General features: G+C 72.0%; 16 protein-coding genes and 1 riboswitch. Of the genes, 11 read left to right on the top strand and 5 right to left on the bottom strand.

Features of this window, described 5'->3' with window-relative positions; translation table 11 throughout:
• Positions 1-197 precede the first annotated feature (197 nt).
• Positions 198-2,213, top strand: coding sequence for a DNA helicase RecQ (recQ, locus tag H305_RS0139630; protein ID WP_028805350.1), 2,016 nt, complete (start codon positions 198-200; stop codon positions 2,211-2,213).
• A gap of 226 nt (positions 2,214-2,439) precedes the next feature.
• Here recQ and fahA read toward each other — a convergent pair whose 3' ends face one another.
• The gene (gene fahA, locus H305_RS0139625) at positions 2,440-3,681 is read right to left on the bottom strand and encodes a fumarylacetoacetase (RefSeq protein WP_028805349.1); all 1,242 of its coding nucleotides are present in this window, start codon (positions 3,679-3,681) and stop codon (positions 2,440-2,442) included.
• Between the two features lie 253 nt (positions 3,682-3,934).
• Between fahA and H305_RS0139620 the strand changes: the two genes are divergently transcribed.
• The 3 genes from H305_RS0139620 (at position 3,935) to H305_RS0139610 (ending at position 7,469) form a co-directional block, all read left to right on the top strand.
• Entirely contained in the window at positions 3,935-5,170 is a 1,236-nt protein-coding gene (locus tag H305_RS0139620; protein WP_420708203.1) for an ATP-grasp domain-containing protein, read from the top strand.
• A gap of 34 nt (positions 5,171-5,204) precedes the next feature.
• The gene (locus H305_RS0139615) at positions 5,205-6,455 is read left to right on the top strand and encodes an FAD-dependent oxidoreductase (RefSeq protein WP_028805347.1); all 1,251 of its coding nucleotides are present in this window, start codon (positions 5,205-5,207) and stop codon (positions 6,453-6,455) included.
• Positions 6,456-6,659: 204 nt separating this feature from the next.
• Positions 6,660-7,469: a Cof-type HAD-IIB family hydrolase gene (locus tag H305_RS0139610; protein WP_028805346.1), complete on the top strand. Its 810-nt coding sequence runs from the start codon at positions 6,660-6,662 to the stop codon at positions 7,467-7,469.
• A gap of 145 nt (positions 7,470-7,614) precedes the next feature.
• Here H305_RS0139610 and H305_RS0139605 read toward each other — a convergent pair whose 3' ends face one another.
• Both H305_RS0139605 and H305_RS0139600 read right to left on the bottom strand, forming a co-directional pair.
• Positions 7,615-8,346, bottom strand: coding sequence for a transglycosylase SLT domain-containing protein (locus tag H305_RS0139605; RefSeq protein WP_028805345.1), 732 nt, complete (start codon positions 8,344-8,346; stop codon positions 7,615-7,617).
• Positions 8,347-8,350: 4 nt separating this feature from the next.
• Positions 8,351-8,542: riboswitch (cyclic di-AMP (ydaO/yuaA leader) on the bottom strand.
• Positions 8,543-8,955: 413 nt separating this feature from the next.
• Entirely contained in the window at positions 8,956-10,983 is a 2,028-nt protein-coding gene (locus H305_RS0139600; RefSeq protein WP_028805344.1) for a CocE/NonD family hydrolase, read from the bottom strand.
• A 126-nt stretch (positions 10,984-11,109) separates the two neighbouring features.
• On the opposite strand from H305_RS0139600, the gene H305_RS0139595 reads away from it, so the two are divergent.
• The 6 genes from H305_RS0139595 to H305_RS0139570 all read left to right on the top strand — a co-directional run bounded on the left by H305_RS0139595 (position 11,110) and on the right by H305_RS0139570 (position 17,373).
• Complete coding sequence (locus tag H305_RS0139595) at positions 11,110-11,415, top strand: hypothetical protein (protein WP_158690656.1); 306 nt, start codon at positions 11,110-11,112, stop codon at positions 11,413-11,415.
• A gap of 110 nt (positions 11,416-11,525) precedes the next feature.
• Entirely contained in the window at positions 11,526-12,536 is a 1,011-nt protein-coding gene (locus H305_RS0139590; protein WP_028805342.1) for a polyprenyl synthetase family protein, read from the top strand.
• A 384-nt stretch (positions 12,537-12,920) separates the two neighbouring features.
• Positions 12,921-13,937: a CHRD domain-containing protein gene (locus H305_RS0139585; protein WP_028805341.1), complete on the top strand. Its 1,017-nt coding sequence runs from the start codon at positions 12,921-12,923 to the stop codon at positions 13,935-13,937.
• A gap of 274 nt (positions 13,938-14,211) precedes the next feature.
• Positions 14,212-15,426, top strand: a complete 1,215-nt coding sequence (locus tag H305_RS0139580; RefSeq protein ID WP_028805340.1) for a LolA family protein — start codon at positions 14,212-14,214, stop codon at positions 15,424-15,426.
• 32 nt (positions 15,427-15,458) lie between these two features.
• Positions 15,459-16,460 (top strand): ABC transporter ATP-binding protein, encoded by a 1,002-nt coding sequence (locus tag H305_RS0139575; protein WP_028805339.1) that lies wholly within the window; start codon positions 15,459-15,461, stop codon positions 16,458-16,460.
• On the top strand, positions 16,447-17,373 hold the full coding sequence (locus tag H305_RS0139570; protein WP_028805338.1) for an ABC transporter permease: 927 nt from the start codon (positions 16,447-16,449) through the stop codon (positions 17,371-17,373). The genes H305_RS0139575 and H305_RS0139570 overlap by 14 nt, the downstream gene beginning before the upstream one ends.
• 92 nt (positions 17,374-17,465) lie before the next feature.
• Here the strand turns inward: H305_RS0139570 and H305_RS0139565 are convergent, their stop codons facing one another.
• Both H305_RS0139565 and H305_RS0139555 read right to left on the bottom strand, forming a co-directional pair.
• A complete protein-coding gene (locus H305_RS0139565; RefSeq protein ID WP_028805337.1) occupies positions 17,466-18,059 on the bottom strand; it encodes a flavodoxin family protein in 594 nt (197 codons plus the stop codon).
• Between the two features lie 242 nt (positions 18,060-18,301).
• The gene (locus H305_RS0139555; RefSeq protein ID WP_028805336.1) at positions 18,302-21,064 is read right to left on the bottom strand and encodes a hypothetical protein; all 2,763 of its coding nucleotides are present in this window, start codon (positions 21,062-21,064) and stop codon (positions 18,302-18,304) included.
• Between the two features lie 44 nt (positions 21,065-21,108).
• On the opposite strand from H305_RS0139555, the gene H305_RS0139550 reads away from it, so the two are divergent.
• Positions 21,109-21,666: a hypothetical protein gene (locus H305_RS0139550; RefSeq protein ID WP_028805335.1), complete on the top strand. Its 558-nt coding sequence runs from the start codon at positions 21,109-21,111 to the stop codon at positions 21,664-21,666.
• The last annotated feature ends 3 nt before the right edge of the window (positions 21,667-21,669 follow it).

The raw sequence follows: 21,669 nt of genomic DNA, 5'->3' as shown, positions 1-21,669 counted from the left end.
CCCGCTCCCTCACCGGGAGCGGGGCCCGACGCGTTGTCGGCGGACCGGGGGCGCCCAGCCGGGCGCGCGGGGCGGTGGACTCAGATGCACGGAGGGCAGCGGCGCCGTAGCAGCCTGTGGACAACTCCGAGGCTGTCGGCGCGGAGCCCTATGGTGGCTGTCGTGGGCGAAGCACGACATACGGGGGACGAGCAGCGATGAGCGGGACGGGCGGGACGGGTGCGATGACCGGAGCGGACACGACGATGACACAGGGCGACAGCGAGGCGCTGGCCACGCTCCACCGTGTCTTCGGGTACGACGCCTTCCGTGGTGAGCAGGAAGCGATCGTCGAGCACGTGGTGGCCGGCGGTGACGCGGTCGTCCTGATGCCGACGGGCGGCGGCAAGTCGCTGTGCTATCAGATTCCCGCACTGGTCAGACCGGGCACCGGCGTCGTGGTCTCCCCGCTCATCGCGCTGATGCAGGACCAGGTCGACGCGCTGCGGGCGCTCGGCGTGCGCGCCGGGTTCATGAACTCCACGCAGGACTTCGACGAGCGCCGCATGGTGGAGGCGGAGCTCCTGGCGGGCGAGCTGGACTTGCTCTATCTGGCGCCCGAGCGGCTCCGCCTGGACACCACACTGGACCTGCTGTCCCGCGCGAAGATCTCCGTGTTCGCCGTCGACGAGGCGCACTGCGTGGCCCAGTGGGGCCACGACTTCCGCCCCGACTACCTCGCGCTGTCGGTGCTCGGTGAGCGCTGGCCCGACGTCCCACGGATCGCCCTGACGGCCACCGCCACGCGCGCCACGCACCAGGAGATCACCCAGCGACTGGGCATGCCGAAGGCCCGTCACTTCGAGGCGAGCTTCGACCGCCCCAACATCCAGTACCGGATCGTCGGGAAGGCCGACCCCAAGAAGCAGCTGCTGTCGTTCCTGCGCGAGGAGCACGCGGGCGACGCGGGCATCGTGTACTGCCTCTCCCGCAATTCGGTGGAGAAGACCGCCGAGTTCCTCTCCCGCAACGGCATCGAGGCGGTGCCGTACCACGCAGGTCTGGACGCCGGCACCCGCGCCGCCCACCAGTCGCGCTTCCTGCGCGAGGAGGGGCTCGTGGTGGTCGCCACCATCGCCTTCGGGATGGGCATCGACAAGCCGGACGTCCGGTTCGTCGCACACCTCGACCTGCCGAAGTCTGTCGAGGGCTACTACCAGGAGACGGGCCGCGCCGGCCGAGACGGACAGCCGTCCACGGCCTGGATGGCGTACGGCCTTCAGGACGTGGTCCAGCAGCGCAAGCTGATCCAGGGCTCGGAGGGCGACGAGGCGTTCCGCCGCCGGGCCGCCGCCCATCTCGACGCCATGCTGGCGCTGTGCGAGACGGCCCAGTGCCGCCGGTCCCAGATCCTCGCCTACTTCGGCCAGGAGCAGCACACCACGGCCTGCGGCAACTGCGACACCTGTCTGACTCCGCCCGACACCTGGGACGGCACGGTCGCGGCGCAGAAGCTGCTGTCCACGGTGGTGCGATTGCAGCGCGAGCGGGGCCAGAAGTTCGGCGCCGGACAGATCATCGACATCCTGCTGGGGCGCCGCACCGCCAAGGTGATCCAGTTCGACCACGACCAGCTGTCCGTGTTCGGCATCGGCGAGGACCTGTCCGAGCCCGAATGGCGCGGCGCCGTACGGCAGTTGCTCGCCCAGGGGCTGCTCGCCGTCGAGGGTGAGTACGGGACGCTGGTGCTCACCGAGACCAGCGGTGAGGTGCTGCGCCGCGAGCGTGAGGTGCCGCTGCGCAAGGAACCGAAGCGGCAGGCCGCACCCCGCTCGTCGTCCGGGGCCAAAGGCGAGCGCAAGGTCAAGGCCGCCGCGGCGGAGCTGCCTGCGGAGCTCGTCCCCGCCTTCGAGGCGTTGCGCTCCTGGCGAGCCGAGCAGGCGCGCGAGCAGGGCGTCCCGGCGTACGTCATCTTCCATGACGCCACGCTCCGCGAGATCGCCACGGTGTGGCCCACCTCTGTGGCCGGCCTGGGCGGCATCGGCGGCATCGGGGAGAAGAAGCTGGCGACGTACGGCGAGGGAGTGCTGGAGGTGCTCGCCTCGCTGGGCGGTGCGCCCGGCGAGACTCCGGCCCCGTCCATCGACCGGTCCCCGACCCCGGCCGCTGACCAGGCACCAGACCCGGACTGGCCCGAGATGAGCGAGGAGCCGGAGCCGGAGGACTGGATATAGGACGCCTGGTCCCCGGGGACCAGGCCACCGGGATGCGGCACTTTGCGGGTCGCCCGGCACCTACGGGGGCCCGGGGTCGCGGGGGCCGGCGTCACGGGGCCGGCTCTCTGCGGACGGCAACTGCGGGGGCCGGCGTCACGGGGCCCGTGGTCACGGGCGGGCGTGCCCCCTGGGCCCCCGCGGCGCCGGACGCGCCTCCGGCCTGCGCGGAGGCCGGGCGTGCCTCCTAGGCCTCCGAGACGCCGACGGCGCTCGTGATGCGGCCGCGGACCTCTCCGAGCCCCACCTTGGTTCCGCCGGGACCGGGTGCCCAGGCCGTCAGGGTCACCTCGTCGCCGTCCTCCAGGAAGGCGCGCTTGCCGTCGGGGAGTTCGAGCGGGTCGCGGCCGTTCCAGGTGAGTTCCAGGAGGGAACCGCGCTCGCCGCCGGAGGGGCCGCTGACGGTGCCGGAGCCGTACAGGTCGCCGGTGCGCAGGGAGGCGCCGTTCACCGTCATGTGGGCGAGCTGCTGCGCGGCCGTCCAGTACATGGTGGAGAAGGGCGGTTCGGAGACGACGTGACCGTTGATCGCCACGGAGATCCGCAGGTCGTAGCCGCCCGGCTCCTCGGCGGAGTCGTCGAGGTAGGGGAGCAGGGGATGCGTGCGGGCGGGCGGTGCGACGAGGGCGCTGTCCAGGGCGTCGAGCGGGGTGATCCACGCCGACACCGACGTGGCGAAGGACTTGCCGAGGAAGGGGCCGAGAGGCACGTACTCCCACGCCTGGATGTCGCGCGCCGACCAGTCGTTGAGGAGGCAGAGGCCGAAGACGTGGTCGCGGAATGAGGAGAGCGGGACGGGCGTGCCCATGGGGGAGGGGGCGCCGACCACGAAACCGACCTCCGCCTCGATGTCGAGGCGGACGGAGGGACCGAAGACGGGTTCGGCGTCGGAGGGTGCCTTCCGCTGGCCGGAGGGGCGCACGACGTCCGTGCCGGACACCACGACCGTGCCGGAGCGGCCGTGGTAACCGATCGGCAGGTGCTTCCAGTTGGGGGTGAGGGAGTCGGCGGCGTCGGGCCGGAAGATCTGACCGACGTTCCGGGCGTGGTTCTCGGAGGCGTAGAAGTCGACGTAGTCCGCCACCTCGAAAGGAAGGTGCAGCGTGACTTCGGACAGCGGGTGGACGTGCGGTTCGAGGGTCTCCCGGTGGGCCGGGACCGTCACCCAGGCCGTGAGCGCCCGGCGTACGTCGGACCAGGTGGTGCGGCCGGCCGCGAGCAGCGGATTCAGCGTGGGCTGCGCCAGGAGCTCGGCGTACGGGGAACCGAGCGCGCGGGCGGCGGCACCCGCGTCGAGCACGTGGTCGCCGAGCCGGACGCCGACGCGCCGCTCCGCGGAACAGCCCGGGTCGCCGTTCGGGGAGAACACGCCGTACGGAAGGTTGTGCGGGCCGAAGGGATCGCCCTCGGGGACATCGAAGGGGGGCATCGGTAGGTGCCTCGCTTTCGGATTCGTACGCGTCGTCTGATCCAGGTGTGCCACACGTTCCGTGTGGTCGCGGCACACGTTACGGGGGAGTGACCCCGCTGTGGCAGTGCCTAAAGAGTTTGCAATGTCCGAATTTTCCTTGTCGGACGTGGCAATTCCGGCTTAGCGTCCTTTGGGGACACGGACGGGGTGGGTCCGGTCCGTAGGGGGACGCGTGGGGGGACCCGTGGCCAGGAGCTCCAGAAGTGCGCCGGTGCACGCCGACCAGCATGTTCCGGGCCTCATCGTGAAGTTCGGCGACTATCCGCTGCACCACGGTGGGGTGGGTGCCATCCGGAGTCTGGGCCGGCTGGGCATCCCGATGTATGCGATCACCGAGGACCGTTACACCCCGGCTGCGAGCTCGCGCTATCTGCGCCGTGCGTTCGTCTGGCCGACGACGGGGACGGAGGAACCGGAGCGGCTCGTCGAGGGGCTGCTGCGGATCGGCAGGCGGATCGGGCGGCCGGCGGTCCTCGTGCCGACGGACGAGGAGGCCGCCGTCCTCATCGCCGAGCATCAGGACGAGTTGGGTGACCGCTTCCTCTTCCCGCGCGTGGACGCCAAGCTGCCCCGCCGGCTCGCCAGCAAGCAGGGGCTGCACGAACTGTGCGTCGAACACGGCATCCCCAGTCCCGCGGCGGCCTTTCCGCAGTCGTACGAGGACGTCGTCGAGTTCGCCGGGAGTGCCCGCTTTCCCGTCGTGGCCAAGAATCGCGAGGCGTTCGTGCGCCGCAGCCGCCCCGCCGTGAACGGCACGACGCGGATCGCGACGCGCGAGGGTCTGCTGACACTCGCCCGGGACTGGGGCCCGCAACCGGGAGTGATCCTCCAGGAGTACCTGCCCAGGGAGGACGCGGAGGACTGGATCGTGCACGCGTACTTCGACGCGGACTCGACGCCGCTCGCGATGTTCACGGGCGTCAAGGTCCGCTCCTGGCCGCCGCACGCGGGAATGACGGCGAACGCGTACGTCGTCGACAATCCGGAACTCGCCGACCTCGCGGCCCGGTTCATCAAGGAGATCGGCTTCAGCGGCATCATCGACCTCGACCTGCGCTTCGACCGGCGCGACGGGCAGTACAAGCTCCTCGACTTCAACCCGCGGATGGGCGCGCAGTTCCGTCTCTTCGAGAACGAGTCGGGGATCGACGTCGTCCGCGCCATGCATCTGGATCTGACCGGGCGCGCCGTTCCGGAGGGGGAACAGCGGTCCGGCCACCGCTACATCGTGGAGAACATCGACCTGCCGGCGCTGCTCGCCTACCGGCGCAGCGGCTACACGACACCGCACGCACCGACACGCGCGAGCGGTACGGAGCTGGCCTGGCTCGCGGGGGACGACCTGCGGCCGTTCTTCACGATGCTCGCGCGCTTCGTGCGGCCGGGCGCGAAGCACCTGTATCAGCTGTGGCGCACCAACCGCCGCGGCAGCACCACCACGAAGTGACGGCAGACGTCCGACGTCCTGGGGAGGGGACTTCGTGATTCATCCGGTAGCAGTCATCGGTGCCGGGCCGTTCGGCCTGTCGACAGCGGCCCATCTGCGGGCCCGCGGCGTCCCGGTGCGTGTCTTCGGCGAGCCCATGGTGAGCTGGCGCGACCACATGCCCGAGGGAATGCTCCTCAAGTCGACCCCGGCCGCATCCACCATCGACGCCCCGCAGCGCGGGCACACGCTCCTCGACTACTGCGACGCGGCCGGGATACCGCGCCTCGTCACCGACGAGGACATCATCCCCGTCGAGACGTTCATCGCGTACGGCGAGTGGTTCCAGCAGAAGCTGGTGCCCGAGCTGGAGCGGGTGCGGGTCGTCTCGGTCGACCGCATGGCCGGCCGCGCCGGCTCCGCCGGCTCCGTCCGCTCCGGAGCCGCCGAGAGCCCGCACGGCTTCGAACTCAAGCTGGACTCGGGGGAGTTGTTCACCGCGCGGGCCGTCGTGGTCGCCACAGGCCTGTCCGGACTCGACCATCTGCCTCTTGAGCTCGCGAGCGTGGCGGCCGACGGGCCCACCCCCACGGGCCCCGTCTCGCACAGCTCCCAGCACCACGACCTGAGCCGGTTCTCCGGCAAGGAGCTGATCGTCGTCGGCGCCGGCCAGTCCGCCCTGGAGACGGCGGCGCTCGCGGCCGAGGCGGGCGCGCGGGTGCGGGTGGTGTCCCGCGGCAGGGGCGCCGTGGACTTCGGCGCGCCCCCGTGGAACCAGCCGAGGCTGCGCCCGGAGTCCCCCTTCGGCCGCGCCTGGTCCCTGTGGGCGCTGAGCTACTACCCGCAGCCCTATCGCTACCTGCCCGAGTGGGCCCGGCACTACTTGGTGCGCCGGGTGCTCGGCCCGCTCGGCGCCTGGTGGCTGCGCGACCGCTTCGAGGGCAAGGTCGAGGTGAGTGAGGTCCAGCGGATCGTCCGCGCCCAGGTGCGCGAGGGCCGCCCCGTCCTGACCGTCCGGACCCATGGGGGCCGGGCCGAGGAGCTCTTCGCCGACCATGTCGTCGCGGCCACCGGCTATCGCGTCGACATCGCAGCGATGGATTTCCTCGGGCACGAGCTGCGCACCGAACTGGCGGTCAGCCGGGGCACTCCGAGGCTGGGCGCGGGCTACCGCTCCTCCGTCCGCGGCCTGTACTTCACCGGGCTGCCGGCGGCGGCCTCGTACGGGCCGGTGATGCGGTTCGTGTGCGGGACGGAGTTCGCCTCGCCCCGGCTGGCCGGACATCTGGCCGCCGCACACGGGTGAGTCGGGGCGAGGGGCGCCGCGGGCGAGGCGGCGCCCCTCGCCCTTGAACGGCTGGGGAAGAGGCCACCTTCGCGTACCGCGCGCACGAGTTGTACGGCGAACCGCCCCTGTCGTCCGGACGGTGAAGGGCGTTGCGGGCGGGATACCGGACGTTGTCCGGTTCACGGGGGGCCGTTGAGTCGTGCGATCCGTATTCTTCGGATCATGGCCGCTCCGACTGCATATTCACTCATCGCCACTGACCTGGACGGAACGCTGCTGCGCGGCGACGACACCCTCTCCGACCGGTCGCGGGCCGCGCTGGCGAGGGTGGCCGAGGCGGGTGCCCGGCATCTCGTGGTGACGGGCCGTCCCGCACCGAGGGTGCGTCCACTGCTGGACGAACTCGGCGGCGAGGGACTGGCGGTGTGCGGGCAGGGGGCGCAGCTGTACGACGCCGGGGCGGACCGGATGCTGTGGTCGGTGACCCTGGACAGGGAACTGGCGGAGACGGCGCTCGGCAAGATCGAGGCGGAAGTCGGCCTGCTGTACGCGGCGGTGGACCAGGACGGCGTGGACGGGCTGACCCTGATCGAGCCGGGTTACGTGATGCCCCACCCGACGCTCCCGGCGGTACGGGTGCGACGGCGCGACGACCTGTGGACGGAACCCATCAGCAAGGTGTTGCTCCGTCACCCTTCCCTGACCGATGACGAGTTGGCCTGGGCGGCACGGTCGGTGGTCGGTTCGCTCGCGACGGTCACCATGTCGGGGCCGGGCACCGTCGAACTCCAGCCATGCGGTGTGACCAAGGCGACGGGTCTCGCCCTCGCCGCGGCGCACCTCGGTCTCGCGCCCGCCGAGACCCTCGCCTTCGGCGACATGCCCAATGACATCCCCATGTTCGACTGGGCGGCCCGTGGGATCGCCATGGCCAACGCGCATCCCGAACTGAAGGCGGTGGCCGACGAGGTGACCTTGTCGAACGAGGACGACGGCATCGCGGTCGTGCTGGAACGGCTCTTCGGGGTGTAGACGTCCGGTCGCGGTGCGGACGTCCCGCCGAGGCGCAGGCATCCCCCAAGGGAAAAGCGGGGGAAGACGGACAAAAATCTCGATTCGGGGCGCGGGCGGAGGTCCGCCGCGCGCCCCCAATCGGCGATGTGCCGCTGTCGCCGGGTCAGTACGCTCCGTTGACGTTGTCGATCGAGCCGTACTTCGCCGCGGCGTAGTTGCAGGCGGCCGTGATGTTCGCGACCGGGTCGTACGGGTCCATCGAGGTGCCGGGGACGTGGTACGCCTTGAAGGTGGGGTCGATCACCTGGAGGAGACCCTTCGAGGGGATGCCCGCGGCGGCGTTGGAGTCCCAGTTGTTGATGGCGCGGGGGTTGCCGGAGGACTCGCGCATCACGTTGCGGTGGATGCCGTTGTACGTGCCGGGTATGCGCTCCTTGGCCATGATGTCCAGGGAGTGCTTGATCCAGCCGTCGAGGTTGTTGGCGTACGTCTTGCCGGAGGCGGGGGCCGCTGCCGCCGGTGCGGCCTTGGTCAGCGGGGACACCACGCCGGTCGCGAGGTTCTTCGTGCCCACCGTCAGCACCAGTCCCGGGCGCAGGTGGGCGGCGTCGGGGCCGATGACGGCCTTGTTCGCGTCGTACAGCGCCTGCCAGCCACCGCACGACGGGTTCTTCTTCGCGACGGTCTGGAGGGTGTCGCCGGCGACCACGGTGTAGGTGAGGAGCTGCACCTGGGGGACGGTGGCCTGGACAGTCTGCGTCGGCGTGGCGGCCTGGGCGCCGGTGGCGCTCAGGAGGGGGAGCGCGAGGGCGACTCCGCCCACACCGGCGGCGAGCACGCCACGGGTGATGAAGGGGCTGGTCCTGAAGCGGCGGTTCATGACTCGTCCGGACATGGCGGTTTCCTCTCCGGCGCCTGCGAGGTGAGCTGTCGGGTTCGGGCGGGGAGGTGCCCGGCCGCGCTCTGTATGCGGCTTAACCCCTAGTCGTTCCGGTTTGTCCGGATCGACGGCTTGCCTGGGTCCCCCGCTCCTGCCGTGTGTGCGTGGGTGGGTGGGTTCGGGCGGCGGCAGGATTCGGCGATCCGCCCGGATCGAGGTGAACGTATGCGAGAGCACATGTCGGGAACAAGGGCTGAATTTCGGACGAAGATCGCTTTCGCCTGATTAAGGTAGTGTCAATACGTCCGATTCAACCGGAATTGGATCCTCAACTTGCCTTTAGCAAAGGGATTCTGTGAGGGCGGCGTAAATTCCCGGTCGAGGGTGTACGTGACCCAACTCACGAGACCAAAGCCAACCAAAGCGGCAAGAGCGGCAACTCGGACATCACGCCCCGGCGACCATGGGTGCGAGTAGGGCAATTCGGACATCGGGGAGGGGTGATGGGCCGGAGGCTGCGAGTCGGGTAACTCGGGCAACTCGGACAGGGTGCAGGGGTTTCCGTTGGGCCCGGTGGCCGCGCGTCCGGCCGCCCCGCCGGGCAGGGCCGGGGCGGCGGCGGACCTAGCCCGCCGTGCGCGGGATCCGCTTCTCCCACGTCCGGTGGAAGACCACCTCGTCGCCGGCCCTGCAGACGACCTCGTTGGTGGCGATGAACTCACCCTCGGAGCAGGCGAGTTCCGATCGTGTCGCCACACGGGCGTCCCAGGCGAGGTCTGGCCGGTGGAAGCGGATCGACCAGTCCGAGCGGACTCGCGCCGACATGGGGCCGGACTCGTCGATCGCGTACGACTCCCGGACGTCTTCGGTCACTTCGAGGCCGTCCGGGTGGATACGGGTGCCTTCGTGAGGGAGGTCGGTCTCCAGGCGCCACTCGCCCTTGGCGACGTCGTGCACGAGGAGCCGTTCGGGACGCGGCTCGTCCAGCGTCGCGGGGGAGACCGCCCCGAGGGGTGCGGACTGCTCCGGCTCCTCGAAGGCGATCGTCGGGTCCGACTCCCTTGCCCTTACCGGGAGTTCGAGGACAGAGGCCGCCGGGTCGAGGGTGAAGCCGGCCTCCGTGCCGGGCTGTGGCCAGACCCACGGCCAGTACGCGGAGGAGACGGCGAGCCGGACGTGATGCCCGGGCGGGAACGCGTGACCGATGGCGTCCAGCTCGACGAGCACGTCCTCCGTCGCGCCCGGCACCCACGCCGTGGCGCGGTCGCTGCCGTGGCGCGCCGACAGGTTCAGCACGCCCCGGGTGACGAGCGTCGAGGCGCCGTCGCGAGCCACGTCGCACAGCCGGGCGATCACCTGGCCCCGGGGGGAGTGCGAGGTCAGCCGCAGCCGGACCGCCGGGCGGCCCAGGACCCAGGTCTCCTCCGTGACCTCGAACTCGAAGCAGACCGACCGGGCGTCCTCCTCCCGCTGGTCCGGGGGCAGGTCCGCGTCGTGGCCGCGCGGGACGGTGCGGCCCGCGTCCACCCCGGTGTGCTGCGGTGAGCGCACCGCCACCGGGTCGCCCTGGAGCGCGTACGTGACCCGGGTCACGGAGGGCGACGGCCAGACGTGATCACCCACCCAGCGGCCGGTGATCACCGGGTACGTCGTCGCCGGAGGACGCGCGTCCATGACGTACGAGCGCAGGAGCGGCTCCGCCATGATGCCGCCGGGGCCGGGGCCGGGGCCGGGGCCGGACGTCGCCGGGGGGCGCAGCCAGTGGTCCCACCAGCGCAGGGTCTCCTGGAGGAAGCCGATCGCAGGGCCGGGCGGCCGGTCCCGGTCGGGGTACTGGTGCGACCACGGGCCGATCACTCCGCGTACGCGATCGGGTGGCAGGTGCTCGACCAGACGCAGCACCGTGTCGCGGTACGGGTCGTGCCAGCCGCCGACCGCCAGGACCGCCGCCCGGATCGCTCCGTAGTCCTCGCGGACACTCCCGTGGCGCCAGTACGCGTCCCGGGTCTGGTGCTCCAGCCAGGTGTGGACCGGTGGCTCCACCGCCTGGAGCCGCTTCACCCACATGTCCCGCCACATCACCTCGCCCACGTGTGCCGGGTCCGGGGGAAGGGCGGCGGAGGCGAGCGTCGCGGCCGACCGGGCGTGCAGGCCGGCGGCCCGTACGGAACCTCCTGTGTAGTGGACGTCGTTGTCGTAGCGGTCGTCCGTCGAGCAGACCGCGACGACCGCCTTGAGCGGCTCGGGTGCGAGAGCCGCGATCCGGAGCGAAACGAAACCGCCCCAGGAGATGCCGAACATGCCGACGTTGCCGGTGCACCAGGGCTGGGCGGCCAGCCAGTTGACCACCTCCACGCCGTCGTCCAGCTCCTCCTGCGTGTGCGCGTCCGCCGGCATGCCCTCCGAATTGCCGTGTCCGCGGATGTCCACGCGGACGGAGGCGTAGCCGTGGCCCGCGTACCAGGGGTGGCGCTGCCAGTCGCGGGGCGCGGTCCGGTCCGTGAGGCGGTGCGGAAGGTATTCGAGGAGAGCGGGTACGCGTTCCTCGGTCAGCGGGCGCCAGACGCGCGCGTACAGACGGGTGCCGTCCGGGAGAGGGATCCAGAGGTCCTCGTGGGCGGTCTCGTACGGGAAGGAGGTACGGATGTGTATGGTCATCGCGCTCCCGGACCCGGCGGAGCCGTGGGACTCGGGCGGTTCGGCACGGTCGTGGGGCGTGGCCTGTCGGGGCGGCCCGGCGGGCCCTTGCGGTGCGTGGGGCGCGCGGGGTGCGTGCAGGTGACCTCGGTGGGCGGCGCCGTGCGCGGTGTCCACCGAAAGGATGTGTTCCGCCGTGTGCGTGCGTCCGGCCAGGTGATGCCGACCGGTCGGCGACGAGGGCCGGCCGCCGGGCTCGGCTCGGCGCAGGTTCGGGACACGGTCACCTACTTCCGGTTACATCAGAACGTATCGCCACATGTCGCCGGGTATCGGCTGATCGTGAACATACCGTTGGTGATCGGATACCGCCCGGGCATGGAGGTGCCTCCCACCGGAGCCAAGTCGGCCGGGGGACGGTGGGCGCTCGTGGTGATCGAAACGTGACCGGATACGCTGACTTGAGTGATGGCAGCGACACATCGACAAACCGTGTCATCGACCGAATGATCGACCGAGTTTCGCCATGTGATCGTCAGCAGACAGGAGAACCTCTCGTGACCGTCGTCGGGCCGTTCGGGCTGAGCGTGCGGGACCAGGCTCTCGAAGCCGATGTCCAGGCCGGATTGGCGGCTGTCGAGGAGGGTTTGCTCGAAGCCACCAAGAGCGAGGTCCCCTTCATCACGGAAGCCGCCCAGCACCTCGTGCGCGCCGGCGGGAAGCGGTTCCGGCCGCTCCTCGTGACGCTCGCCGCGCAGTTCGGTGATCCCTACGCGCCGGGTGTCGTGCCCTCGGCGGTGGTCGTCGAGCTCACCCACCTCGCCACGCTGTACCACGACGACGTCATGGACGAGGCGGACGTGCGGCGCGGGGTGCCGAGCGCCAACACCCGCTGGGGCAACTCGGTCGCCGTCCTGACCGGCGACTTCCTCTTCGCCCGCGCCTCCTACATCCTGGCCGACCTCGGGCCCGAGGCGGTCCGCATCCAGGCCGAGGCCTTCGAACGGCTGGTCACCGGGCAGATCCTGGAGACCGCGGGGCCGCGCGACGGGCGCGACCCGGTCGATCACTACCTCGACGTCCTGAGCGGCAAGACCGGGTCGCTGGTCGCCGTCGCCTGCCGGTTCGGCGCGATGATGTCGGGTGCCGACGAGACGGTCGTCGACGTGCTCACCCAGTACGGGGAGCGTCTCGGTGTCGCCTTCCAGCTCGCGGACGACGTGCTGGACATCGCGTCCGACTCGCACGAGTCCGGCAAGACGCCCGGCACGGACCTGCGCGAGGGCATCCCCACGCTGCCGGTGCTCCGGCTGCGTGAACGCGCGGAGCGGCTCGGGCTCGCGGACGACATCGCGCTGTGCGAGCTGCTCGACTCCGACCTCACCGACGACGCCCGGCACGCCGAGGCGCTGGCCCGGCTGCGGTCCCACCCGGCCCTGGAGCAGGCGCGGCGGGACACCGTGCGGTACGCGGAGGAGGCGCGTGCGGCGCTGGCTCCGTTGCGGGAGTGTGATGCCAAGGCGGCGCTCGTGGAGCTGGTGGACGCGGTGGTGCACCGGGCCGGCTGACCTGGTCCTCCGGCCCCGGTCCACGCTCTGGCCCCGGCCACGGTCCGCTCTGGCCCCGGCCACGGTCCGTCCTGGCCCCGGCCACGGTCCGCCCTGGCCCCGGCCACGGTCCGCCCTGGCCCCGGCAGCGGTCCGTCCTGGCCTCGGTCACGTCCGCCCTGGCCGCGGTCCACGCCCCGGCCCCTGGCACGGCCCATACTCTGGCCCAGGTCCGCGCTTCTGCCTGGGTCCACGCTCGGCTCGTGGCCTGGTCTCGGGCTCGGGGCCCTGGAATGTGACGTGCGTCACTTGTCTGGAATGAGTCCAGGGTCGGATCGTGTCCGTACTCATGCCCAGAAGCTGACGCAGGGGGCGTCGGCTGAGGTACGGGGAGAAAACAGAATCATGGGATCCAACGCCACGATCAGTACGCGCCGCAAGGGTCTGATCCTGACCGGTGTCGCGGTCGCCGCCGCGGCCGGTGTCGCCGCCGCCGTCATCCCGGCGGTCGCCGACAGCGGCAGTCACCGGGAAGACCGCGGCACGAGCCACTCCGCGCACGACGACCGGACCATCGTCACGCAGAGCGGCGTCGTGGGAGGCGGCGGCGGGACCATCCTCGCCACCAGCCTGCGCGGCGCCAACGAGGTGCCCGTCCAGGGCGGCCCCGCCGTCGGCGACAAGGATGGCGCGGCACTGGAGTTCATCGAGGTCAAGGGCAACAAGGTGTCCGTCGCCGTGACCTGGCGCGGCACCGGCAGGCCGACCCTGCTCCACATCCACCAGGGTGCCAAGGGCTCCAACGGCGGCGTCAAGGTCGACTTCACCGAGCTGCTCGGCAAGATCAGGCACCACAGCGTCGTCGGCACCGTCGAGGTCCAGGACGCGGCCCTGCTCGACGCGCTGAAGACCGACCCCGGTTCCTTCTACGCCAATCTGCACACCGCCGAGTTCCCCGGCGGCGCCGTCCGCGGCCAGCTGCACAAGGTCACCGGCACCTTCGACTTCCACAACGCCCTGGACAACTTCCAGGCCTCGGTCGTCCGGGGCAGGCAGATCTACGAGTGCAAGAACGCCGAGGACGGCGGCCAGGCCTTCGTCCAGCGCGACGTCTCGGCCCGGCTCCGGGGCCACATCGCCCACTCGTTCGTGAAGCCCGGCTCCGGCACGCCGCAGTGGGTCGCGCCCGACGGCAGCGCCGTCACCGGCGCACTGATCTCCAAGACCCCGAACGGCGACAAGAACATCCCCGAGCTGGACCTCAAGGCCACCGCTTCCGGCAAGCACCGCGGCCTGCTGGCCGGGACGCAGGAGATCCTCCGCCTCAACACCGTGGGCGGCGTCGCCCCCGCCGGGTCCTGCACGCCGGGCACCGTGGTGGGAGTGCCGTACCAGGCGGACTACGTGTTCGTGCAGCGCTGACCCCGCGGGCCGCCGTGCCCGGCCCGGCGCCGGGTGCGGCGACCCGTCGGCCCGGGCGGTGTCTCCCCCGACCCCTACGGGTCGGGGGAGACACCGCCTCCCCGCGTCATACCGCAGGAGTACGCGGAGTTGAGTCCGGGGTCTGACGCTTCCCTCCGGCCGATTTGGTCAGATGGATAACACCACTCCTCACCGGTTCGGGTGAGAATGGCGGCTTAGGAGTGGAGAAGGGCACGACGGTAGGGCCGCCGCCGACGACGGAGGTAAGGCACACATGGCACCGTACGAATCCGACGACAGCACGAAGGCCGGCGAGGCCGAGGACGTGCGCTCCGGGCGGCGCAAGGCCGCCAGGTATGTCGTCCCGGTCGCGGTGGTGGGGGTGGCGGCGGCGACCATCGGGCTGGTCCCGGCACTCGCCGACTCCGGGGACCCCGACCTGCCGAAGGTCACCGCGCAGCAGCTCATCGAGAAGATCGCCCGGTCCGACGTCCAGCAGCTGTCCGGCACGGTCAAGATCAGCACCGATCTCGGACTGCCCGACCTGGGCGGCCTGGCGAGCGGCTTCGCCTCCGGCGCCGCCGAGGGCGACGGCGGTTCCTCCGCCGACCCTCAGTCCAAGCTCCTCGAACTGGCCTCCGGCACGCACACGCTGCGCGTCGCCGCCGACGGCCCGGACAAGGGCAGGATCTCCCTTCTGGACAGCGCGGCCGAGTACAGCGTCATCCACAACGGCGACGACGTATGGGCGTACGACAGCAAGTCGAACGAGGCGTACCACGCGACCGCACCCCGGTCCGAGGAGAAGAAGGGCAAGGCGCCCGAGGACGTCCCCGCCACGCCCAAGGACTTCGCCGAGGAAGCGCTGAAGGCGGTCGACGACACGACGTCCGTGACCGTCGACGGCACCGCCCAGATCGCGGGCCGGGACGCGTACCGGCTGGTCATCAAGCCGAAGCAGTCCGGCTCCACGGTCGGCGCGATCAGCATCGGGGTGGACGCGAAGACGGGCCTGCCGCTGAAGTTCACGCTGACGCCGGCGAGTGGTGGCGCGGCCGTCGTCGACGCGGGCTTCACCAAGGTCGACTTCTCCGAGCCGGCCGCGTCGACGTTCGACTTCACCCCGCCGAAGGGCGCGAAGGTCACCGAGGCCGACGAGTCGAAGGCACCGGAGCACTCCCGGAAGTCCGGCGAGGACTTCGGCATGGGGCTCGGTGAGGGACTCGGCGCTCCGAAGACCATCGGCAAGGGCTGGAACTCGATCGCCGAGTTCGACACGGGCGGCCAGGGCATGCCGTCGGGCTCTTCCGGCAACAGCGACGTCGACGGGTTCCTGAACTCCCTCGGAGACCAGGTCTCCGGCAAGTTCGGCTCGGGTACGGTCTTCTCGACCCGCCTGGTCAACGCGCTGATCACGGACGACGGCAAGGTGTACGCCGGTGCCGTCACCAAGGACGCGCTGGTGAAGGCGGCGGACGCCGCCCGCTGAGTCCCCCGCAGGCAAGCGAACCGAGGGAGCCCATGGAGGAGCTGTCCGCCGCCGAGTCCGACCAGACGGACGACACGGGTGGCGCGGGCGCCGTACCCGCCGAGGACGCGGTGATCGCCACCCGCGCCCTCACCAAGCGCTACCGCGGCGGACAGCTCGCCGTCGACGGCCTGGACCTGACCGTCCCGGCGGGCAGCGTCTTCGGCTTCCTCGGGCCCAACGGTTCCGGCAAGACCACCACCATCCGCATGCTGATGGGCCTGATCGAGCCGACCTCGGGCACGGCGCGTGTCCTGGGGCGGCCCATGCCCCGTGCCACGCGCACCGTGCTCCCACAGGTCGGGGCCCTCATCGAGGGCCCCGCGCTGTACGGCTTCCTCTCGGGGCGCGACAACCTGATGCGGTACGACGCCGCCGACCCGACGGCGGACCCGCGCACCCGGCGCACCCGCGTCGCGGACGCCCTCGACCGGGTCGGCCTCACCGCGGCGGCGGGCAAGAAGGCCAAGGCGTACTCGCTGGGCATGAAACAGCGGCTCGGGCTCGCCGCGGCGCTGCTCCAGCCGCGCCGCCTGCTCGTCCTGGACGAGCCGACCAACGGCCTGGATCCGCAGGGCATGCGGGAGATCCGGGCCCTCGTGCGTGAGCTGGCCTCCGACGGCTCGACCGTCTTCCTGTCCTCGCACCTGCTCGACGAGATCGAGCAGGTGTGCACGCATGCCGCCGTGATGGCGCAGGGGCGGCTGGTCGTCCAGGGCGCGGTGGCCGACCTCGCCGCCGGTGCGCGGGGCCGGCTGGTGGTGACCACCCCGGATCCGGGTGACGCAGCGCGCGTGCTGAAGGAACAGGGCGTGGCGGATGTCGTGTTGACCGAGACGGGGGTGACGGCCGAGCCTCCGGACCGTGAACTCGCCGAGCTCAATGCCGCGTTGGTGACGGCGGGCGTACGGGTCCGCGGTTTCGTGGTGGAACGGGCCTCCCTGGAGGACGCGTTCGTGGCGCTGACGGGGGAGGGGTTCGATGTCGCGGGCTGAGGCGGTGCCGGGGCCGGACACGCGGCCGGACTCGGGCGGGGCCGTGGTGGCCCCGGCCGGGGCCGCGCGGTCCCCCGGTCTGCTGTGGACGTTCGGGCTGTTCCGCAGCGAGCTGGTCACCACCTTCCGGCGATGGCGGACGATCGCCCTGCTGGGCGTGCTCGCGGCCGTGCCGATCCTGGTCGGGGTGGCCGTCAGGATCGAGACGAGTGACGGCTCGGCGGCGGGCGGCGGCGGTGAAGGCCCCGCGTTCATCTCGCAGGTCACCAACAACGGGCTGTTCCTGGTGTTCACCGCGCTGGCCGCGACGCTCCCGTTCTTCCTGCCGATGGCGATCGGCGTCATCGCGGGTGACGCGATCGCGGGCGAGGCGAACGCGGGGACGCTGCGCTATCTCCTGGTCGCCCCGGCGGGCCGCACCCGGCTGCTGCTCACCAAGTACGCGACCACGATGACGTTCTGTCTGGTCGCCACGCTCGTCGTGGCGGTCTCCGCGCTCACGGTGGGCGCGCTGCTGTTCCCGCTGGGAGACCTGACGACGATCTCCGGGACCCGGATCAGTTTCGCGGAAGGCCTCGGCCGGGCGCTGTTCATCGCCCTGGTCGTCGCCGCCTCCCTGGTCGGGGTCGCGGCGCTCGGTCTGTTCGTCTCCACACTGACGAACAGCGGCATCGCGGCCATGGCGACGACCGTCGGCCTCCTCATCACCGTCCAGATCCTCGACCAGATCCCCCAGCTGCACGCGCTGCAGCCGTACTTCTTCTCGCACTACTGGCTGTCCTTCGCGGACCTCATGCGGGAACCGGTGTACTGGGACGATCTGGTCCGCAACCTGGGCCTTCAGGGCCTGTACGCCGCCGTGTTCGGGTCGGCGGCGTGGGCGCGGTTCGCGGCGAAGGACATCACCGTCTAGACCGACGCCGCAGTCCCGACGGACGCCACCGTCCGCAAGGACATCGCCGTGCCGGGGGGCGGACGCACGGGCTCCGGGGCGCGCGGCGGCGGTCAGACGGTGGCCGACTCGTAGGGGAAGCGGGCGAGCGGCGGCTCCTGCGCGAAGAACGTCTTCGCGCGCGCCAGCGCCTCGGCGTCCTCCAGCACGTCGCCGCGTCGGCTGCCGTTGCCGAGCAGGACCCCTCCGAAGCGCATCCTCATGTACGCGGCGGAGTGGTTGAGGGTGTCGGCCAGGGGGGCGGCGACCTCCTGCTCCTCGTGGGCCAGCGCGGTGACGCCCCAGAGGGTGCGCCCCGCCATCGCCGCCTTGAAGTCGACGCCGGGGGTGCGCAGCCAGCCCGACCAGTAGTCCAGGTAGCGCTTGGTGAGGCCGGACACCGAGTACCAGTACAGCGGCGAGGCGATCACGATGTCGGTGGCCGCGAGAGTGGCGTCGAGCAGCAGTGCGACGTTGCTTCCGGCGGGCGGGAGCAGGTGGTCGCTGTCGCGCCGCAGGTCCGTGAAGTCGGGCAGCGGATGCTCGGCGAGGCTCAGCCAGCGCTGCTTGACGTCGCCGGGCAGCTGCTCGGCGGCCCTGCGCGCGAGCAGTTCGGTGTTGCCGTCGCTACGGCTGCTGCCGAGCAGGAACAGGAAACGGCGGGTCATGGGTCCCCCTGGGTTACGCGCGATGGAGCGATAGCAAGCAACTCTATGCGTGGACAATATATGCATGCGCATATATTCGTCCAGGGGGCCCGGGCCCAGGACCCGCACGGCACCGTCCCGGAGATGTCACTGCCGCCGCGCGTCACGCTCCCGGAGCGTGTCACCGCCCCGTAGGGCGCCACCGACTCGTAGGGCGCCGGCCTCGAAGGGAGCCGGTCCGGAAGGCGCCGCCTCCCCACGCGTCACCGGCCCGGCGCGCCGCCTCCCCCTCCCGGCTGCGGAGGGCGCTGGACGCGCGGTGGCTGCCCGGGCGACGCCGGCCCGGGTGCCGAGCCCGGCACCGGACCGACCGGAGCGGCCGAACCCCGGCCGGACTGGCGCCGTGCGGCGCCCGCGACGGGGTTGGCGGACGGGGCGCCCGCGACGGGGTTGGCGGACGGGGCGCCCGCGACGGGGTTGGCGGACGGGGCGCCCGCGGGCGCGGTCGAGGAGGGGCCGGCCGAAGGGCCGGAGGCGGGCGGCGTCCCCGCTGCCACGGCCGGCCGCAGCCAGCTCTCCGGCACCGCCGTGTGGCGTTCCACCGTCCCCTGCTCCCGTGCCTGCGCCAGGCGCACGGACTGCTGGGCCGTCGGCGCGAAACCGGGGGCCGCGTTGCCGCTCTGGGACGGGACCTGCCGGGCGGCCATGGCGCCCAGCTCGGCCTGGGTCTCGCGCGGGAAGACGTCACGGGGCAGCGCCTGGGAGGCGGCTCCGGTCACCTCGACGCGGCGCTGCTGCCCGCCGGACTCGAAGGTCATGCCGTAGCCGAGGTACTGCCGGTCGTGGTCGAACATCAGGTCGCCGCGCACCTTCCCGCCCGCCGCGCGGGTCTGCTCGCCCATGTCCCGGAGCGCCTGCGGGACCGGTGCGGTGCGCCCGAGGCTGGCGACGTACGCCTCCGCCTCCACGTGCCCCTCCCGGAACCGGGGCTTCCCGTCGGGCCCGGTGTGCATCTGCACGGCGCCGACCCGGTTGCCGGGGTGGATGTCGATGGTGAGCCGGCCGTCGCCGCCGTACTCGGCGACGAAACGCTCGCGCATGGCGGTGAACTGGACCTGGTTCTCCAGCGCGGGCGGCAGGTTCGGCCCGTAGATGGTGACGCGGGCCTGCGGGTCGGCCTCCAGGATGATCTCCGCGTCGGCCACGCCCGTGCCGCCCGCGCCCGCGACCAGCCACGTCCTCGGCGCGTCCGTGGCGCTCACGTCGAAGCGGTTCTCCGCGATCTCGTCGCCGAGGAAGACCCGTCCGGGGGCCGCCGCCCTGGCCTGCTCCCACCGCGCGGTGGCGTCCAGCGTCTGGAGCGCGGACCGGGCCCCGGCGTCGGCCCGCAGGGTGTCCAGCACCCCTTCCTCGCGCAGGACCTGGAGCGTCTGCCGTGCGTCGGGCGCCCCGGCGAGACGTTCGTGGACCGGGGAGCCGGCGGGCAGCTGTCCGCGTACGGCGCCGATCGCCTCGGGCAGGTTCACCACGTCACGACGGTCGACGCCCGGCACCATCTCGGGCGGCAGACCGGTGGCGACCGTCGGCACGCCCTCCACCTGCACATAGACGTCCGGGGATCCGTCACCCGGCCGGATGTGCGCGTACAGGCGGCCGTCCTGCGCGGGCAGCAGCCGCGCGGTCCCGTCGACGACCGGCCCGCGCACGGCCAGCTCGTCCTCCCACAGGCGCACGGCGTCCCGGGGCACCCGCCCGGTCGGGTCGACGAACTGGTGGGCGTCGCCCAGCCCGGTCGCCCGCATGTCCCGGACCTGGTCGGCGGACTGCACGATGCCCTGGCCCGGGTCCAGGTGCCAGCGGCCCCGCGCGTCGACGAGCAGGGCGTCCGGATCACGGCCGACGAGGCTCGCGCCGCCGCCGATCATCACCTGCCGGGTGGGCCACTCACCGCTCGCCGCGGCCTCGGCGCGCAACTGGTCCAAGGTGGCGGCGCTGGCCCGGGTGCGCCGGTCGGCCGCCTCGGCCGCCGCCGCGGCGAGTTCCTCGCGGGGGACGGGGGTGCCGTCGGGGCGCATGCCCGGCATCGGCGGCCCGTTGCCGAGCGGCAGCGTGTACGCGGCGCGGGCCCGGAACGCCTGGAGGTCCGCCGCGTCCTGGCCGGACAACTGCTCGGCGGGCACGGCGAGATGGGACATCGCCTGCCAGGCCTGGGGCGTCAGATGGGGTTCGATCGAGTTCAGGCGCAGGTCCGCGGCCTGGAGCTCACGGTCGAACTGCTCGGATCCGGAGGGGGCCTGCGGGCGGAGCCCGGTGTGATCGATGAGGGCGGACAACTCCTCGCGCGCTTCGGCGCGTTGAGCGGTGTCCAGTGTCGCGTCCGTCATCCGGGCGGCGAGGTGGTTCAGCTCACCGACCCGGCCGAGGTCCTCCTCGGTCAGCCGGAAACCCTCCTCGGCGGCGGTGAGCCGGCCGCGCGTCAGCAGCACTTCCCGAGGCGGTGCCAGCCCGGCCACCGAGGGGTCGCCGGCCGCCGCCCGCGCCGCCCGCTCGCGCACCGCGAGCATCTCGCCGAGCTCGTGGCTCAGTGCCCGGCCCACCTGCTGCGGGTCCATCCGGTCGGAGAGCTGCACGAAGTGGTGGTCCGAAGTGGTGTTGACATGCATGCGGGCGACCGTGCCGGTCGGCAGCGGCACCGCGTCCACGCGCAGCGTGAGCTCCATGCCCCGGTGGTCGGTGAGCACGAAGTGGGAGTCACCGGTGTCGTCACCGCGCAGTTCCACGGAGCGCAACTGCTCGGCGTACAGGCTCTGTACGACCATCGGGAGCACGGCCCGGGCCTGCGCGACGACGGCTGCCTGCCGGCCCGGTTCCGGGGCCGTGCCGGTGCCGCCGGTGAAACGGCTTCCCGCCACGTCGGTCGCCGTGATGACGGTGGTCTCCCCGGGAACGGGCCCCCTGTCCGGCGCCGCGCCGTCCGTCCCCGGCCGCGCGCTCCCCGCCCTGCTGTCGTACGGTTCCTGCTCCACTGGCACTTCCCCCTCGGCCGCCTCGTGGCACGTAGGATTTTGGCATGCTGATCGCTCGTTCGACTCAAGAAGCGCACCTCTACATGGACCTGCACGCCTGCGCGTGCGGAGCGAGGGACTTCGAGCGCGAGCACCGTCTCGAAGAGCGTGACGGCGCGTTGGTCGCCGTGTACGAGGGCGTGTGCCCGCAGTGCGGCCGCACCCGCTCGTTCGCGTTCGTCATGTCCGACGAACTGCCGCCCGCGCCACCGGCGTTCGGTGGCGCGGAGCCGTCCCGGATCATCGACCCCGGCGAGTTCCTGTGGGTCTCGGACCAGGTCGGCACCGACTCGGGGCTGCGGCTGCTGAACGTGCCGCCCGCCGAACAGCGCGATCACCGCGCGAGCTTCGCGTACGCACTCGCGGCGCTCGACGAGGTCCTCAAGTTCCTTCCGGACGGCACCGACGAGGTCCCCGCGGAGCGCTTCACCTCCGACCTCGGCCGTGAGCTGTACCGCAAGGACGCGACCCGCTTCAGCCGGGCCCGGCTGCTGGACAACCAGGCGCGCAAGCAGCGCATCCTCGCGGGCGTCGACCGGTTCAGCCCGCCTGCGGGCGCATAGCCG

It is taken from the genome of Streptomyces sp. 142MFCol3.1 (assembly GCF_000424945.1).
Classification (GTDB): Bacteria; Actinomycetota; Actinomycetes; order Streptomycetales; family Streptomycetaceae; genus Streptomyces; species Streptomyces siamensis.
This window is presented reverse-complemented; position numbering and strand designations above follow the sequence as displayed.

Coding starts and splice junctions, on each gene's coding strand:
- recQ (WP_028805350.1), top strand. CDS start 198: ATGAGCGGGACGGGCGGGACGGGTGCGATGACCGGAGCGGACACGACG.
- fahA (WP_028805349.1), bottom strand. CDS start 3,681: ATGCCCCCCTTCGATGTCCCCGAGGGCGATCCCTTCGGCCCGCACAAC.
- H305_RS0139610 (WP_028805346.1), top strand. CDS start 6,660: ATGGCCGCTCCGACTGCATATTCACTCATCGCCACTGACCTGGACGGA.
- H305_RS0139605 (WP_028805345.1), bottom strand. CDS start 8,346: ATGTCCGGACGAGTCATGAACCGCCGCTTCAGGACCAGCCCCTTCATC.
- H305_RS0139585 (WP_028805341.1), top strand. CDS start 12,921: ATGGGATCCAACGCCACGATCAGTACGCGCCGCAAGGGTCTGATCCTG.
- H305_RS0139580 (WP_028805340.1), top strand. CDS start 14,212: ATGGCACCGTACGAATCCGACGACAGCACGAAGGCCGGCGAGGCCGAG.
- H305_RS0139575 (WP_028805339.1), top strand. CDS start 15,459: ATGGAGGAGCTGTCCGCCGCCGAGTCCGACCAGACGGACGACACGGGT.
- H305_RS0139570 (WP_028805338.1), top strand. CDS start 16,447: ATGTCGCGGGCTGAGGCGGTGCCGGGGCCGGACACGCGGCCGGACTCG.
- H305_RS0139565 (WP_028805337.1), bottom strand. CDS start 18,059: ATGACCCGCCGTTTCCTGTTCCTGCTCGGCAGCAGCCGTAGCGACGGC.
- H305_RS0139550 (WP_028805335.1), top strand. CDS start 21,109: ATGCTGATCGCTCGTTCGACTCAAGAAGCGCACCTCTACATGGACCTG.